The sequence below is a fragment of the Thalassospira povalilytica genome, from assembly GCF_002844235.1.
Classification (GTDB): Bacteria; Pseudomonadota; Alphaproteobacteria; order Rhodospirillales; family Thalassospiraceae; genus Thalassospira; species Thalassospira povalilytica.
On the sequence record NZ_PGTS01000001.1, the window covers coordinates 626,042 to 642,085 of the forward strand.

A 16,044-nucleotide genomic window follows, 5' to 3' on the forward strand; every position below is an offset into this window, starting at 1 on the left:
TGTGCAGATTACTTGGGGCCTGCGCCGGTAACTGCATAAATGGAATTGATCAGTTCCGGTGTAACTACATCGGCGAAGGCTTCATGGACAGCGAAACTGCCTTTGATGAAGGCTTCTTTTTCAGCATCGGTCAGGCGATGGACGGCAATGTCCGAGCTGATTTTTGCCAGTTCTTCTGCCTCATACTCATTGGTGAGTTCGCGGGCCAGATCACGGGCATTGTCGAATGCGGTAACAACAATGGCGCGCAGATCATCCGGAAGCGAGTTCCAGGCATTTTCGCTCATGACTGCGGCATAGCCGTGATAGGCATGTGACGACAGGGTCATGTATTTCTGAACTTCATAGAACTTCATCGCAACGATGTTGGCGATCGGGTTTTCCTGCCCGTCAACAACACCGGCCTGAAGGCCGCCGTAAACTTCGGCAAAGGCCATCGCGGTCGGGTTTGCACCCCATTCATTGTACTGGGTCAGGATGACCGGTGCCTGCATGGTGCGCATTTTGATGCCGGCAAGGTCTTCTACCGAGGTGATTTCGCGCACATTGTTGGTGATGTTACGGAAACCGGCACCCCAGAAGTTGACGCCATGCATACCGTGCTGATCAAGGGTATCAAGGATCGAACGACCGACTTCGCCGTCAAGAACCTTGACCATCATTTCTTCGCTCGGAAGGATGAAAGGAAGATCAAGAACCTGAAGCTTCGGTTCGAAGTTACCCAGGGTCGCGGTCGGCGGAATTGCAATCTGTACCAGATCGTTTTGCAGCTGCTCGATAATGTCGACATCACCACCGAGCCCACCAGCCGGGATCACATTGATCTCGATGCGGCCATTGGATTTTTCTTCGACTTCTTTTTCGAATGCGCGTGCTGCCTTGCCATTGGGCGTGTCTTCCATAAGAACATGCCCGAAGGTAAAGGTGAATTCCTGTGCCATGGCTGGTCCGTTGAAGCCGGCCAAAGCGATTGCAGTTAATGCCGCAAATTTGAACTTGCTGTTCATTGATGCCTCCGTACTGATAGTAATTATCTGATTGTTGCTGGTTGTTCGACCAGTTTTCGACCCCGAAGACGATCTGCCATCAGGGGGTAGTTGGTGCGGGCTTCGATGAGATCATCGACATTCAGTTCGGCCCGAATGGTTTCAGCTGCGAACTGTCCGGCTTGGGCAAGAATGCCGCTGTTTGGGGAAACAATCTGGCTCAGGCCAAGGCGTTCCCAGGTCCCGACTTTTTTGCCAAGGTCAAGGAAGCCGCAAGCGTTGCATGACACGACAAACGCCTGGTTTTGAATTGCGGTAACGGTCGGGACAGTTTCCCAGAATTTCTTTTTGGTTACCGGGTCACCAGCGCCGCCTTTGATGCCGCCAGACCAGAATGAAGAGGTGACTGCAAGAATTTCTACACCCTGTCTGAAATGCTCAAGTGCAATTTCAGGGAACAGGGTCTCATAGCAGATCACAATGCCGATTTTGCCCAGTGCGCAGTCAAAGGTCGTGCGATTGTAGTCCGGCGTGTAATACAGCTTTTCAATGCCCGGGAAGAAGCATTTGCGGGTGACACCAACGATGCCTTCCGGACCGATCAGGGCCGCGCTGTTATAGATGGTGCCAACCATCGACGAACGTTCGTTGAAACCGACGACGGTATAGATTCCAAGGGTCTTTGCCGCTTCGACAATCGCATTGAGTTCCGGGCCGTCAACATCAACCGATCCCTCATTCCAAAGCCGTTTCAAGCCGCCTTCTTCATGTTTGAAAAAGCTGGTCAGATTGGCTTCTGGAAAGACGACAAGATCACTACCGTTCGATGCTTCGAGCTGCATCTGATTAAGGATGAAAGCAAGATTTTCATCAATACCACCCAACTCTACGGGTTGGTGTTGGACCGCACTTGCTACGACCTTGCTTTGCATGGAGTTACTACCCTTCGCCTGTCAAATTGTTATCCAAAGAGCTTGCTGCCCTTGTTTGTTGGATAAACATTATCGAGGCCCGATCCGGGCGAACAGGTAGTCACTGCTTGCGCTATGTGTAAGAAAACTTACACCATGCGTGTTTATGGTAATTGTTTCAGTGGATTATTTGATGTGCGGCGCTTAACAGCGCATCGGTTGCGGGCCGCACATCACGGCATCTTATCGGTTCAGATCGACCAGATGCGTTGGGCGTTGCGGTGGGTCAGGGATGCGCGTTCGGTTTCTGACGCACCGGCGATCAGGGCCTGTGTTACCGCCATCCATTGGTCCAGTGATGAGTTCAGGGTGCAAACCGGGCTGTCTGATCCCCACACCACGCGATCCCAGCCAAAGCATTCAATGATATGTTCGACATAGGGACGCAGGGTTTCGAGTGTCCAGTCGGGTTTGGCATAGGCCGTGATGCCGGAAATCTTTGCATTCACATGCGGGCGTTTTGCAAGTGCTGAAATGGATTGTGCCCAATCGGCGAAGCCGTCCCCGGCAATATCGGGAACACCGCAATGATCAAGAACAAACACCGTATCAGGGCAGGCATCGACAAGATCGCGGGCCAAAGGCAACTGGCGTTGCAGAACACATATATCAAAAGGAAGCCCCTTTTGGCCGATCCGTCGGACATTCTCGCGGAACAGGGATCCTTGTGACAGGTCGTCAGGCACGACATGCAGCACCCGGCGAATGCCCTTGACGATATCAAGATCAAGCGTATCGAGGAATGCTTCACAATCCCCGGATTCCGGTCTTGCAGATGAAATTGCGCCGCGCATGAGGCTGCCGGGCTGTGCCATCAATTCCCCGACAAAGGTGTTTTCGGCGGCGATATCGGTTGGCGCGCAATCGACTTCCATATGCAAGACGCCCTCGATCCCGATCCGGCGTGCAGTGGTTTCATAATCCTGAAACGTCCAGTCACGATCCAAAGCAGCGACATCCTTAAGCCAAGGATAGGTGATCCGGTCGCGTGCAACGAGGTGAAGATGCGTGTCGATGAACATGGCGTTTCCTCTTTGGTTCGGCGTTTCCCGGTTGTCACGCGACAGGTGGTGCTACCTTGCGTCCCGGCGATCTTATGTTTTTTCAGCTGTAAGGTGATTTCTTGTGGAGTTCAACTTGACTCACCGATCAAGTCAAGTTTAAATATAAAAGATGCTTCCGAATATGAAAGTCACAGCAAGAATGACCTCGGAAGTGATAGTCGGTCGGGAAAGACCGTTCCTTCAGGGAGGATAGAATGAAAACGTTATTGAGCGGTGCGTCCCGTGCCGTGCTTGCGACTGCATCTTTGACGGCAGCAATTTCTGCATTCGGCACCGCGCAGGCGGGTGAATTTGACGGCGTAACCATCGAGGCAAAGCTTATCGGTGGTCAGCAATATGAAGCACTTTATGCCCGCATTCCCGAATGGGAAGCCGCCACCGGTGCCAAGGTAAATATCATCTCGAAAAAGAACCATTTCGAGCTGGACAAGGAATTCAAATCCGACATCGCAGCCGGAACCACCGACTGGTGCGTCGGATCGAACCATTCGTCTTTTGCATCCCAGTACCCGACCCTTTATACCGACCTGACCGGTCTGGTGGACAAGGGTGTGGTGGCCGAATTCGTGCAGGCCAATATCAAGGCCGCGACCTTTGACGGCAAACTTGTGATGTTGCCGCGTGCACAGTTCGATGTGTCGGCACTTTATTATCAAAAAGACCTGTATGACGATGCCGAAAAGGCCAAGGCATTCGAAGCCAAGTTCGGTTATCCGCTTGCCGTGCCGGAAACCTGGGAACAGGTAAAGGATCAGGCGACCTTCTTTGCCGATCCGCCGAACTTCTATGGCACCCAGTATGCTGGCAAGGATGAGGCAATTGTCGGTCGCTACTATGAAATGGTCGTTGCCGAAGGCGGCAAACTGTTTAATGACGATTTCTCGCCGGCTTTTGATTCCGAAGAAGGCAAGCGCGCCCTTCAGTGGTTTGTCGATCTTTATAATGCCAAAGCCGTTCCGGCCGGCACGACCAACTATCTCTGGGATGACCTTGGCAACGGCTTTGCGTCGGGCACCATTGCGCTGAACCTGGATTGGCCGGGCTGGGCTGGTTTCTTTAACGATCCGTCATCTTCGAAAGTGGCTGGCAATGTCGGTGTCGCACCGGCCCCCAAAGGATCGGCAGGTGTGCGCACCGGTTGGTCGGGCTTCCACGGTTTTTCTGTGACCGAAGATTGCGCGAACAAGGAAGCCGCGGCGTCGCTGGTCGAATTCCTGACCAACGAAGACAGCCAGAAACTTGAAAGTGCGGCCGGACCGCTTCCGACCCGCACCGCAGTTTGGGATTACATTTCCGAACAGGCCAAAGACGATCCGTATCGTCGTGAAGTGCTGGCGGCATTCAAGGAAACTGCGGCAACTGCTTTTGCTGTCCCGCCGACCCCGCTTTGGATCGAAGCAACCAACCTGATCTATCCTGAACTTCAGGCCGCCATTCTTGGTGATAAATCGGTTGATGATGCGCTTGCGGATGCGTCCGAGGCCGTTGACGATCTGATGCAGGAAGAAGGCGTCTACTAAGCCAGACTTGCGGCGGCGCAATTCGCAATTTCGGGTGTTGCGCCGCCTGACCATCCTCTGACCCAAATGCGCGGGCACAGGTCCGTGCCGATCAATGGGACATCCCGATGAATCGCTTGAAGCTTCCACCGTGGTTGGTTCTTTTGTTGCCAGCCATCATTATTCTATCGGCCGTCGTGCTGATCCCGCTCGTCCTGTCATTATATTCGAGTTTTACCTCGTATCGGCTGACCCGGCCTGACAGCATTTTCAACTGGGTGGGCTTTTTCAACTATGAAAAGGCCCTGACGGATGTGAAGTTCTGGGCGGCTTTCGGGCGAACAGTTCTGTTGCTGACCGTGGCACTCAATCTTGAGATGCTGTTTGGTCTGGGGCTGGCTTTGATGGTGTCCAAGGTGACGCAGGGACAACGTCTTTTGCGCACCATGATGATGTTCCCGATGATGTTTTCGCCGATCCTGGTCGGCTTTCAGTTCAAATTCATCTTCAATGACAATGTCGGTCTGGTGAATAACGCGCTTCAGTCGCTTGGCATCACCGATCAGGCGATCCCGTGGCTGGTTGACGGGCAATTGGCGATGTTTTCAATCATCTTTGCCGAGATCTGGACCGCAACCTCGGTCTTTGGAATTCTTATTCTTGCCGGTCTGTATGCGATCCCGCGTGATCCGCTGGAAGCTGCGAAGGTCGATGGATGCACCGCATGGCAGTCGTTCCGTTATGTGACCCTGCCGTTCCTGATGCCCTTCATCTATATCGCGATGGCGATCCGGTCCCTGGATGTCGCACGTGCCTATGACATCGTGCAGATCATGACCAATGGGGGTCCGGCACGTCGTACAGAATTGCTTTGGACCCTGATCGGGCGGACCGGCTATGTCGATGCCCGCATGGGGTACGCCAATGCCATGGGCTATATTTCGATCTTTCTGGCGATTTTCTTCACCATCTATTTCTTCAAGAAACTGACGCAGTCGCGCAAAGAACTCGGGATGGGGGCGTAAATCATGGCGAGTAACCTTAATCATCGCATGCGCCGCTATACCCTTAAGGGCCTGCACTTCTTTGGTCTTTTCAGTGCCATGATGGTGCTGTGTGTGCCGGGCCTGTGGATTGTTCTGAATTCTTTCCGCCCGACGGTCGAAATCATGGCCAAACCGCCGGTCTGGATCCCCAACGAGCTTAACCTTGATCATTACCGCGCCATGTTCAGCGGTATCGGCGAGGGCGGGGTGCCGGTTCTGACCTATTTTGCCAACTCGCTGGTTATTTCGGTTACCTCAACCGTGATTGCCATTCTGATCGGGATGGCAGGCGGCTATGCCTTTGCGCGCTACAAGTTCAATTTCAAGGGCGGCATGTTTGTCGGTCTGATGGTAACGCGGGCTGTTCCCGGTGTGGCGCTTTCGCTGCCGTTATTCATCCTGTTTGCGCGGATCGGGATCATCGATACCCATTTTGGTCTGATCCTGGCGTATGTCGCATTGAACATTCCGTTCACGATCTGGCTGATTGACGGGTTCTTCCGACAGGTACCGCCGGAACTTGCCGAGGCTGCCGAGATCGATGGCTGCACCCGTTGGCAGGCATTCTGGCGTGTCGAGTTCCCGGTCGCCCGTGCCGGTATTGCATCGGCGGGCATCTTTGCCTTCCTGACATCGTGGAACGAATATGCGCTGGCATCCCAGCTGACCCGTTCGACCACGTCAAAGACCATGCCGGTCGGGCTTCTCGATTTTACGTCTGAATTTACCCTGAATTGGGGCGGGATGTGTGCGCTTGCGGTGTTGATGATTATCCCCGCGCTGATCCTGACATTCCTCGTGCAGAAACATCTCATTGCCGGCCTTACTTTTGGCGGTGTGAAAGGATAATAAAATGGCTCAGGTCCACCTTCGCGATGTCGTCAAAAAATACGGCCCGCTTGAAGTTGTTCATTCCATCAATCTTGATATCGCGGATGGCGAATTTGTCGTGCTGGTCGGCCCGTCGGGCTGTGGCAAATCGACGACACTGCGCATGGTTGCCGGTCTCGAAGGCATTTCCGGCGGTGAAGTGCAAATTGGCGGACGTGTTGTAAACGATCTGCCACCACGTGAACGCAACATCTCGATGGTGTTTCAGAACTACGCGCTTTATCCGCATATGACGGTGCGTGAAAACCTTGGTTTCTCGCTCAAGATTGCCAAACAGTCACAGGCCGAAATCGACAAGGCCGTTGACGAAGCCGCCGAAATCCTGTCCCTGACGCCGTTGCTTGATCGTAAGCCGGGCGCATTGTCCGGTGGTCAGCGCCAGCGTGTGGCGATGGGGCGTGCAATTGTCCGTCACCCGGAAGTCTTCCTGTTTGATGAACCGCTTTCAAACCTTGATGCCAAGCTGCGTACCCAGATGCGTGTCGAAATCAAAAAGCTTCATCAGAAACTGAAATCCACCATCATCTATGTCACCCACGATCAGGTCGAAGCCATGACGCTGGCCGACCGGATTGTGATCATGCGCGATGGCCATATCGAACAGGTCGGCACGCCCCTTGATGTGTTTGAAAACCCGGTAAACACCTTTGTCGGGACTTTTATTGGCTCCCCGCCGATGAACCTTCTCGATGGTGTGGTGAAAGGCAATGAACTCGAATTTGCCGACGGCACCCGTCTGCCGGTTCCACCCGGCTATGCAATACAGGACGGTCAGGCTGTGACCTTTGGTGTGCGGGCCGACAATATCATGCCGGTTGGTCATGCCCTGCCACGTGGTGAACATATGGCGGAGGTCGAAATGGCGGTTGATCTGACAGAGCCGCTTGGTACCGAGACCCTTCTGTTTGCGACCCTTGCCGGAACCGAAGTCCAGGCCAAGATGCTAAATCCGCGTCCGGTCCAAAGTGGCGAGCGCATGACGTTCCAGATCATGCTCGACAAATGCCATCTGTTTGATGCCGAAACCGGCGCAAGCCTTCGTAAGTGAGGTTGATCAATGGCGCGCATTACATCTGCAAATGCCTTTATGGTCGATCTTGAACCCAAGGTCGTGCGCACGGATGCGATTCAGTCATTCAATTCACAGGAAACGATCTTTGTTGTTTTGCGTGATGCGGATGGCGCCAAGGGCATGGGATACAGCTACACCATCGGTGATGGCGGGCCAGCGATCCTGTCGCTGTTGAAAGAAACGCTGTTGCCGCGCCTGATGGGACAGGATGCCGATCGGGTCGAAGCCATCTGGCGGGATCTGTTGTTCTGTTCGCATGCCACGGCGGTCGGACCGATCATGTCGCTTGCGCTCGCGGCAATTGACACGGCCCTTTGGGACATGCGCGGCGTTAAAACCGGCTTGCCGCTTCATATTCTGGCGGGCGGGGCAAAATCATCGGTGCCGATGTATACGACCGAAGGCGGGTGGCTTCATCTGTCACCCGATGCACTGGTCGAAGATGCCATTGCCTCAAAAGAAGCCGGTTTTCTTGGCTCCAAGGTAAAGATCGGCAAGCCGACCGTGGCACAGGATTGCGAGCGTCTGGAGGCGGTCCGCAACGCACTTGGTGATGATTATGAAATCATGACCGATGCCAACCAGTCGATGACATCAGGTGAGGCCAAGCGTCGCCTGCCGATGCTTGAACGCCTTAACATCGCATGGTTTGAAGAACCGCTTCCGGCTGATGATATTGCGGGCCATGCCCGGTTGCAGTCCCAGTCACGCGTGCCGGTCGCTGTCGGTGAAAGCATGTATAGCCCCGGTCAGTTTGCCGATTACATCGCACAGGATGCCTGTGAGATTGTGCAGGCCGATGTGGCCCGGATTGGCGGGATTACGCCATGGCTTAAGGTCGCGCATCTGGCCGAAGCCCATAACATCGCGATCTGCCCGCATTTCCTTATGGAACTGCATGTAAGTCTTGTATGCGCGGTGCCCAATGCGCCCTGGCTTGAATACATCCCCCAGCTTGAAGACATCGCAGCCCCGATGGCACGCGAAGGCGGTAATGCCCTTGCACCGATGACGCCGGGCCTCGGGATCGAATGGGATCACGACAAACTTGCCGCACTAACGGTCGCAGGAAGCGCATTCGAAATTACGGAGGCACATCAATGACCCGTCATGGACAATTGATCGGGATCGGCGCGGACGCCATTGCCGAATATAAACGGCTTCACGCCGATGTATGGCCCGGCGTGCTTGCCAAGATAACTGATTGCAATATCCGCAATTATTCGATTTTCCTCAAAGAACCGGAAAACCTGCTGTTTGCCTATTTCGAATATGTCGGCACCGATTTCGAAGCCGACATGGCGAAAATGGCCGCCGACCCGGAAACCCAGCGGTGGTGGTCTCATTGCATGCCGCTTCAGCGTCCGCTGGACAGTCGGGCCGAAGGCGAATGGTGGGCCGAAATGCCGGAGGTCTTCCACCATGACTGATCTGCGCCAAACCGTCGAAATGCCAGAAAAGGTCACACCGGTTGTGATTTTCGGATCGGGGTCCATCGTGACCGATGCCCATCTTCCGGCCTATCGCGATTTGAAGGTGCCGGTGGCCGGGATTTATGATCCCGATCTCGCCAAGGCACAGAAAGTTGCAGGTGCGTGGGGCACAATTGCCTTTGAAACGCTTGAACAGGCTGCAAGTCAGGCTGGTGTCGTCTTTGATCTTGCCGTGCCGCCCGCAGCCATTCCGGAATTGCTCGAAGCACTGCCCGATGGTGCGATTGCCGTAATTCAGAAGCCGCTTGGTTCCGATCTGGGTGAAGCGAACCGCATCATCTCGGTCCTGCGTCGCAAAAACATCAAGGCCGCTGTCAATTTCCAGCTTCGTTTTGCGCCGAATTCACTGGCGATCAAGGATGCCATCGCCAAGGGCCTGCTTGGCGATATCGTTGATTTCGATGCGTGGCTGGCCCTTGACACGCCGTGGCATCTTTGGGCGTTTCTTGCCGATTTACCGCGTGTCGAGATCCTGTTGCATTCGATCCATTATCTGGATTTCGTCCGCGACTTGCTGGGTAATCCGGCGGGCGTCCATGCGCGCACCATTGGCCACCCGTCATCAACGGTTTCCAATACCCGAAGCGCGATCATGCTTGATTACGGCCGTGACGTTCGCTGCAACCTGTCGATCAATCACAATCATGCCTTTGGGCGCAAATTTCAGGCCTGCGAATTCCGGATCTGCGGCACCAAGGGGGCGGCCTATATGAAAATGGGCGTCAACCTTGATTACCCGAAAGGCGAGCCCGACGAGCTGTGGCTGAACACCGATGGGGAATGGCGCCAGATTGATCTGGTCGGCAACTGGTTCATCGAAGCCTTCCACGGGCGTTTTGCCCAGGTACAGCGTTTTGCGGCCGGGATGGATGATGCGCTTGAAGGTTCGGCCGAGGACGCATGGCATACCATGGCATTGGTCGAGGCCGCTTATGAAAGTTCGGCCCTTCCGATGCATCCGATCAAGGAGGCACCCGATGCTTGAGCAAACCAAATATTACGAAGATTACGAAATCGGCGAAGGGCGCGACACGGTTGGCCGTACGATCACGGAAACGGACTTTGTGGTTCATGCCGGTCATTCCGGGGACTTTTTCCCGCATCATCTTGATGAGGAATTCTGCAAAACCTTGCCGTTCGGACAACGGATCGCCCATGGCACGATGGTCTTTACCATCGGGGTCGGTCTGACCGCGACGATTATCAATCCTGTGGCATTTTCATATGGTTATGACCGTATGCGGTTCGTCAAACCGGTCTTTATCGGTGATACGATCAAATCGCGGGTCGAAATCATCGCCAAGGAAGTGATGGAAAAACGCCCGGGTTACGGACGGGTGACCGAACGTTTGACCGTCACCAAGCAGAATGGCGAAACCGCCCTTGTGGCTGATCACATCTATATGGTGGAGATGAAGCCATGACCGCACCGTTCCTGCATCTTCATCCCGATGACAATGTGCTGGTGGCCCGGGCATCTGCCCCGGCCGGAACGGAAGTCAAACTGGCTGACAGCACGGTTACGCTTGCCCATGCCATCCCGCTTGCCCACAAGATTGCCTTTCGCGATATCGCGGCGGGTGAACGCATCCTGAAATACGGGATGCCGATCGGTATTGCGACGGCTGATATCGCCGCAGGCACGCATGTTCACATCCACAATATCCGTTCTGCCTATACCCCGACCCATGCGCTTCAGGATGCGGATGGGCAGAGCCCGGAGACGCCGAAATGACAGAAAAATTCCAAGGCTATTTGCGTTCTGACGGGCGCAAAGGGATCCGCAATACAGTCGTTGTCGCCTATCTGGTTGAATGTGCGCACTTCGTCGCATCGAAAATCGTTGCCGGTTTTAATGATGAAGACGTGCAACTGATCGGATTTCCCGGATGTTTCCCCAATGAATATGCCGCCCGTGTGATGGGACAGCTTTGCACCCATCCCAATGTCGGTGCGGTTCTGTTTGTATCGCTTGGCTGCGAAAGCTTTGACAAGGTGCGCGCAAAGGGAACCGTTGCAAGCACCGGGCGCCCGGTTGAAACCCTTGTCATCCAGCGATCCGGCGGCACAGCCAAAACAGTTGAAACCGGTCGCGCCTGGGTACGTTCCGCACTTGATGAAGTCGCCAAGGTCGAACGTGCCCCGATGGGGGTCGATGAATTGATCATTGGCACGATTTGCGGCGGGTCTGACGGGACGTCTGGCATTTCCGGTAACCCGGCGGCGGGGAAGGCATTTGATCTTCTGATCGCCGAGGGGGCTGCTTGTATCTTTGAAGAAACCGGCGAACTGATCAGTTGCGAAGACATCATGGCCGAACGTGCCAAAACCCCGGAACTGGGCGAAGAACTTCGCGCGGCGGTGCAAAAGGCCGAACGGTATTACGCAACGCTTGGCTATGGCTCGTTCGCGGCCGGCAATGCCGCAGGCGGTCTTTCCACGATCGAGGAAAAAAGTCTGGGTGCCTATGTCAAATCCGGGGACAGCCAGATTTCCGGTCTGATCAAACCGGGCGATGTGCCGCCGCGCGGCGGGCTTTATCTGATGGATGTGGTGCCCGATGGCGAAGTCCGGTTTGGCTTCCCCAACATTTCGGACAATGCCGAAATCGTCGAGATGATCGCAAGTGGCGCACATATGACCCTGTTTGTCACCGGGCGCGGATCGGTTGTCGGATCGGCCATATCCCCGGTCATCAAGATCTGTGCAAACCCCGATACCTATCGCGCCCTTGAAGGCGACATGGATGTCAATGCCGGTGACATCATCGAAGGCAAACGATCCATCGCCGAGGTCGGTCAGGAAATCCGCGATCTGGTCGTCAATGTCGCCAAGGGCGCGCAAACCAAATCCGAGGCCCTTGGGCATCGGGAATTCATTCTGACTTACAAATCATTTGATCCGATCGGGCCGTCGTGCCTGCCAGCGGTCTGAGGAGGAATTATGAAAAGACTAGAAGGAAAACTGTGTTTGGTCACCGCTGCCGGTCAGGGCATTGGCCGGGCATCGGCCGAACGGCTTGCGGCCGAAGGCGGGCGTGTGATTGCAACTGACGTCAATGACGCTGCCCTTGCCGAACTTGGTGCCATTGACGGCATCGAGGCCCGCAAACTTGATGTCACCGACAAGGATGCGATCACGGTATTGATCAATGACATTGGTCCGGTCGATGTTCTGTTTAACTGTGCCGGGATTGTTCACAACGGCACCATTCTTGAAGCAACCGAAGAAGAATGGGACTTTGCGTTTGAATTGAATGTCAAATCCCAGTTCCGCATGATCCGTGCGGTCCTGCCCGGTATGCTTGAAAAAGGCAAAGGTTCGATTATCAATATGGCCTCTGTTGCGGGGCCGGTAACAGGGCCGGTCAACCGTCTGATCTATTCGGCGTCAAAGGCGGCAGTTGCCGGCATGACCAAGGCAATTGCCAATGATCACGTTACCCAGGGCATTCGGTGCAACGCGATTGCACCGGGAACCGTGGACAGCCCCAGTCTGCATGAACGTCTGCGGGCGACGGGGGATTACGAAGGTGCGCTTAAGGCATTTATCGCGCGCCAGCCGATGGGCCGTATCGGCAAGCCGGACGAAATTGCAGCACTGGTTGCGTATCTCGCATCAGATGAAAGCGGCTTTACCACCGGTGCTGTGCATGTTGTTGATGGTGGCTGGACCGCCTGATCAGAATTTGAACAAAGGATTGGACGTAATATGAAGTTCGCACGTTACGGAGAACGCGGTGCAGAAAAGCCCGCACTGGTCGATGCCAATGGCAATCTGCGCGACCTTTCGGCCCATGTCGATGATATCGCGGGTGACATTCTGACCCGCCTTGATGATCTGAAATCAATCGATCCGGAAAGCCTGCCGCTTGTCGAAGGCAATCCGCGTCTTGGTGCCTGTGTCGGTCAGACCGGCAAATTCATCTGCATCGGTTTGAACTATGCCGATCACGCCGCAGAATCCGGTATGGAAGTCCCGCCGGAGCCGGTGATTTTTGCCAAATATACCTCGGCAATTTGTGGTCCGAATGATCCGATCATTATTCCGCGCGGCTCGGAAAAGACCGACTGGGAAGTCGAACTTGGTTTCGTTATTGGCAAAAAAGCCAAATACGTGTCCGAAGCCGATGCACTTGATCATGTTGCTGGTTTCTGTCTGATCAATGACGTTTCCGAACGTGCCTATCAGATCGAACGTGCCGGCCAGTGGTCCAAAGGCAAATCATCAGACAATTTCGGCCCGACCGGTCCGTGGCTTGTGACCCCCGACGAGGTGGGCGATTTTGACAATCTTGGCATGTGGCTTGATGTGAACGGCGAACGGGTTCAGGACGGTTCGACCGCGACCATGGTTTATCGTGTGCCGCACCTGATTTCCTATTTGTCTCAGTTCTTTACCCTGCATCCGGGTGACATCATTTCGACGGGCACGCCCCCGGGTGTCGGTCTTGGCTTCAACCCGCCGCGTTACCTTAAGGCCGGTGATGTGGTCGAACTGGGCATTGATGGTCTGGGCACCCAGCGTCAGGTCTGCGTGAACGACGACTGATCCAATTGTATGACAAATAAAAAGCGCGGCATTGTGATGATGCCGCGCCTTTTTGTTTCGTGGATTTTGGCTTACCAGCCGGTTTCAAGCAACCCGTTCGCATCGCCAAGTTCCGGTGCAGCACGGGATGATGACGGGCGCACACCATCAATGCGCAACGGCAATTTGGTGGTTTTCATTGCAACATCACCGCGTTCGATATTCTGAACCATATCAAGTGTCTGCAAAACGCCGCTTGCAACCACGCCGTCCCAATCCATCACCGGGGCCGCCCAGATATCGTTGGCAACGAAATCATCCATCCAGCTTGCGCTGGTTCTGGTTTTAAGCTGTGCGGCAAGACCGGCCTTGATTTCATCGCGCTGTTTGAAGGCATCCAGTCCGGCGATTTCAGGCGCAAGGCCGGTGATCGTTGCCAGAAGGTCAAGCTTGCCCATCGCAATGGCGATATGCCCGTCAGCAGTTTCATAAACTCCGTACGGTGCTGCCAGATAGGCATGGGCCGGATTGTTTTTTGACCGTTCCGGGGTGCGGTTGCCGTCGTTAAACCAGGTGGTCAGCAATTCAAATTGCAGATCGGCCAGAACTTCGATCAGGGATGTCTCGACATAGCCACCGATATTTTGCGTCGCCTTGCGATACAAAAGGGCCAGAACCCCGTGTGCCAGGGCCGATCCGGCCAAAACATCGGCAATCGGAAGGCCCATGGCAACCGGGCCATGGTCGCGTCCACCGGACAACCACATGACCCCTGATCGTGCCTGTGCCAGCAAATCCTGCCCCGGAAGGTCCACCCACGGGCCATCCGATCCATATCCGGTTACGGTGCCATACACGACGGTGGGATTGATTTTTTTGACGGCTTCATAGCCAAAGCCAAGGCGTTCCATCACGCCGGGACGGAAGTTCTGCAAGATGACGTCGGCATCACGGACCAGTTGGGTCAGGCGGGCCTTGTCATCATCGGATTTAAGGTCGACCGCAACCGAACGTTTGTTGCGGTTGATCGCGTGAAAGATCGTGCTTTCACCGGCAATCCTGGTGTCGGTCAGATACAGATAACGCGACAGATCGCCAAGGCCGGATCGTTCGACCTTGACCACATCCGCGCCAAGGTCCGCCAGTTTCAGCGCGCAATAGGGGCCGGCAAGAAACTGCGAGAAATCAAGAACCTTAAGTCCCTTAAGCGGCAGCATGTCATTCATGGTCAAAGCTTTCGTCAAAACGTGTCTCAAGGGTGATAAGGGCCGATTTAGGATCGGTTTTTCCGGTCAGCGCATCGAGAAGGATGTGCGATGCGTCTTCCTGAAACGCCATATAGCCGTCATGGCGCGGACGCAGCCACGCGGCTTCGTGGGTCATGCGGGTATTGCTGTAACAGGACCCGACCGGCGCATTGACCGCCGGATCCCCCCAGGCAACCGCGTTGCCCGGTTGACCGTTATGGGTGGCATAAAGGCCGCGCTGAACATCGGCCGACGCAACCCAAAGGGCGAATTCAACGCAAAGATCGGGATGTTTGGTTTGTGATGACACCGCAATCCCCGTGCCACCAAGGGCGGAGCCAAGCGGGCCGGACGCGCCAAGCGACGGCATATCGTGGAAGACAATGCGATTGGCCCGGTAATTGGCCCGCGCGTAGGGCGCGTACAAATAGACATACGGGCACAGGGCAAATGTATTGTCCTCACACAGGGCATCAAGTGCTGCAATCGGATCCATTGTCAGGCAGGCAGGATCCACCAGATCAGCAAGCGTTGCCATCGCCCCGATCACATCAAGGGCGGCGGTGTGATTGATTGCCGTGCCACGGGTAACCGGAAAAGGCGCGCCGGAATTTGCCAGCAAGCTGAAGAATGACATCAGAACATGGGGGGCCAGAAGCGGCCATACGACCCGGCCGTCTTTGGCCAGCGCAATCACATCGGAAAATGTTTTGACGGGCGCAGAAACAAGGTCCGGGCGGATGGCTTGCACCTGGCAGGCGGCATCAACCGGCAGGGCCCATTGATGACCGTCATAGGAATAGCTTTGATAGCTTTTGCCCACGGTTTCGGCAAACAGACGTTCAAGCGCAGTTTTTTCGGCAAACCTGTCGATCGGCAACAGGCAGCTTTTTTCAACAACAGCCCCGACATGGGGATGATCAATGATGATCAGGTCATAGGTTTCTGCCAGTTCTTCGACCGGGGTGCTTTCAAACCCCTGAAGCGATCGTTTGTCCCAGACAATATCCGCATCGGGATGCCGGTCGCGGAATGTTTGGCTGGCCGCGACAAGCGGGTCATATCCCCGCGGATCAGACCAGGTCATGCCCCTGATTTTCTTGTGTTCAGTCATTCTTGCGTTTCCTCCTTGCCGCAGTTTAATGCTGAACATTTATAAATGAAAGAATGTTTTATATTTGATATTATGATTTGCGTATCACGGGGTCAGTTGCCACAATGAGGCTGGCCCGCATATACTCCGCC

General features: G+C 54.8%; 17 protein-coding genes. 12 read left to right on the top strand and 5 right to left on the bottom strand.

The genetic code is table 11. The annotated features are described in order from the left end of the window. Nucleotides 1–8: 8 nt before the first annotated feature. The 3 genes from CU041_RS02660 to CU041_RS02670 all read right to left on the bottom strand — a co-directional run bounded on the left by CU041_RS02660 (nt 9) and on the right by CU041_RS02670 (nt 2,979). Nucleotides 9–1,007 carry a TRAP transporter substrate-binding protein gene (locus tag CU041_RS02660; protein WP_101245652.1) on the bottom strand — a complete coding sequence of 333 codons (999 nt, stop codon included), beginning with the start codon at nt 1,005–1,007 and terminating at the stop codon, nt 9–11. Nucleotides 1,008–1,030: 23 nt separating this feature from the next. Beyond that, a complete protein-coding gene (locus CU041_RS02665) occupies nt 1,031–1,918 on the bottom strand; it encodes a carbon-nitrogen hydrolase family protein (protein ID WP_082817846.1) in 888 nt (295 codons plus the stop codon). A gap of 230 nt (nt 1,919–2,148) precedes the next feature. Further along, nucleotides 2,149–2,979 (bottom strand): amidohydrolase family protein, encoded by an 831-nt coding sequence (locus tag CU041_RS02670; RefSeq protein WP_101245653.1) that lies wholly within the window; start codon nt 2,977–2,979, stop codon nt 2,149–2,151. A gap of 236 nt (nt 2,980–3,215) precedes the next feature. Between CU041_RS02670 and CU041_RS02675 the strand changes: the two genes are divergently transcribed. The 12 genes from CU041_RS02675 (at nt 3,216) to CU041_RS02730 (ending at nt 13,573) form a co-directional block, all read left to right on the top strand. Then, nucleotides 3,216–4,541 carry an ABC transporter substrate-binding protein gene (locus CU041_RS02675; protein ID WP_068519438.1) on the top strand — a complete coding sequence of 442 codons (1,326 nt, stop codon included), beginning with the start codon at nt 3,216–3,218 and terminating at the stop codon, nt 4,539–4,541. A gap of 107 nt (nt 4,542–4,648) precedes the next feature. Then, nucleotides 4,649–5,545 (top strand): carbohydrate ABC transporter permease, encoded by an 897-nt coding sequence (locus CU041_RS02680; protein ID WP_068519439.1) that lies wholly within the window; start codon nt 4,649–4,651, stop codon nt 5,543–5,545. A 3-nt stretch (nt 5,546–5,548) separates the two neighbouring features. Beyond that, nucleotides 5,549–6,415 (top strand): carbohydrate ABC transporter permease, encoded by an 867-nt coding sequence (locus tag CU041_RS02685; RefSeq protein ID WP_101245654.1) that lies wholly within the window; start codon nt 5,549–5,551, stop codon nt 6,413–6,415. A gap of 4 nt (nt 6,416–6,419) precedes the next feature. Beyond that, nucleotides 6,420–7,505: an ABC transporter ATP-binding protein gene (locus CU041_RS02690; protein ID WP_101245655.1), complete on the top strand. Its 1,086-nt coding sequence runs from the start codon at nt 6,420–6,422 to the stop codon at nt 7,503–7,505. 9 nt (nt 7,506–7,514) lie between these two features. Next, nucleotides 7,515–8,633 (top strand): mandelate racemase/muconate lactonizing enzyme family protein, encoded by a 1,119-nt coding sequence (locus CU041_RS02695; RefSeq protein WP_101245656.1) that lies wholly within the window; start codon nt 7,515–7,517, stop codon nt 8,631–8,633. Next, complete coding sequence (locus tag CU041_RS02700; RefSeq protein WP_068519443.1) at nt 8,630–8,959, top strand: L-rhamnose mutarotase; 330 nt, start codon at nt 8,630–8,632, stop codon at nt 8,957–8,959. Before CU041_RS02695 ends, CU041_RS02700 begins: the two co-directional genes overlap by 4 nt. Next, the gene (locus CU041_RS02705) at nt 8,952–10,007 is read left to right on the top strand and encodes a Gfo/Idh/MocA family protein (protein WP_101245657.1); all 1,056 of its coding nucleotides are present in this window, start codon (nt 8,952–8,954) and stop codon (nt 10,005–10,007) included. Before CU041_RS02700 ends, CU041_RS02705 begins: the two co-directional genes overlap by 8 nt. Then, complete coding sequence (locus CU041_RS02710) at nt 10,000–10,446, top strand: MaoC family dehydratase (protein ID WP_068519445.1); 447 nt, start codon at nt 10,000–10,002, stop codon at nt 10,444–10,446. The genes CU041_RS02705 and CU041_RS02710 overlap by 8 nt, the downstream gene beginning before the upstream one ends. Then, a complete protein-coding gene (locus tag CU041_RS02715; RefSeq protein ID WP_101245658.1) occupies nt 10,443–10,757 on the top strand; it encodes a UxaA family hydrolase in 315 nt (104 codons plus the stop codon). The genes CU041_RS02710 and CU041_RS02715 overlap by 4 nt, the downstream gene beginning before the upstream one ends. Beyond that, nucleotides 10,754–11,956: a UxaA family hydrolase gene (locus CU041_RS02720; protein ID WP_101245659.1), complete on the top strand. Its 1,203-nt coding sequence runs from the start codon at nt 10,754–10,756 to the stop codon at nt 11,954–11,956. The genes CU041_RS02715 and CU041_RS02720 overlap by 4 nt, the downstream gene beginning before the upstream one ends. Before the next feature lie 9 nt (nt 11,957–11,965). Next, nucleotides 11,966–12,703: an SDR family oxidoreductase gene (locus CU041_RS02725; RefSeq protein WP_212733755.1), complete on the top strand. Its 738-nt coding sequence runs from the start codon at nt 11,966–11,968 to the stop codon at nt 12,701–12,703. Between the two features lie 30 nt (nt 12,704–12,733). After that, the gene (locus CU041_RS02730) at nt 12,734–13,573 is read left to right on the top strand and encodes a fumarylacetoacetate hydrolase family protein (protein WP_068519449.1); all 840 of its coding nucleotides are present in this window, start codon (nt 12,734–12,736) and stop codon (nt 13,571–13,573) included. 71 nt (nt 13,574–13,644) lie between these two features. Here CU041_RS02730 and CU041_RS02735 read toward each other — a convergent pair whose 3' ends face one another. Both CU041_RS02735 and CU041_RS02740 read right to left on the bottom strand, forming a co-directional pair. Beyond that, entirely contained in the window at nt 13,645–14,778 is a 1,134-nt protein-coding gene (locus CU041_RS02735; RefSeq protein WP_101245661.1) for a CaiB/BaiF CoA transferase family protein, read from the bottom strand. Beyond that, a complete protein-coding gene (locus CU041_RS02740; protein ID WP_170310104.1) occupies nt 14,771–15,913 on the bottom strand; it encodes an ABC transporter substrate-binding protein in 1,143 nt (380 codons plus the stop codon). Before CU041_RS02740 ends, CU041_RS02735 begins: the two co-directional genes overlap by 8 nt. Nucleotides 15,914–16,044 lie beyond the last annotated feature (131 nt).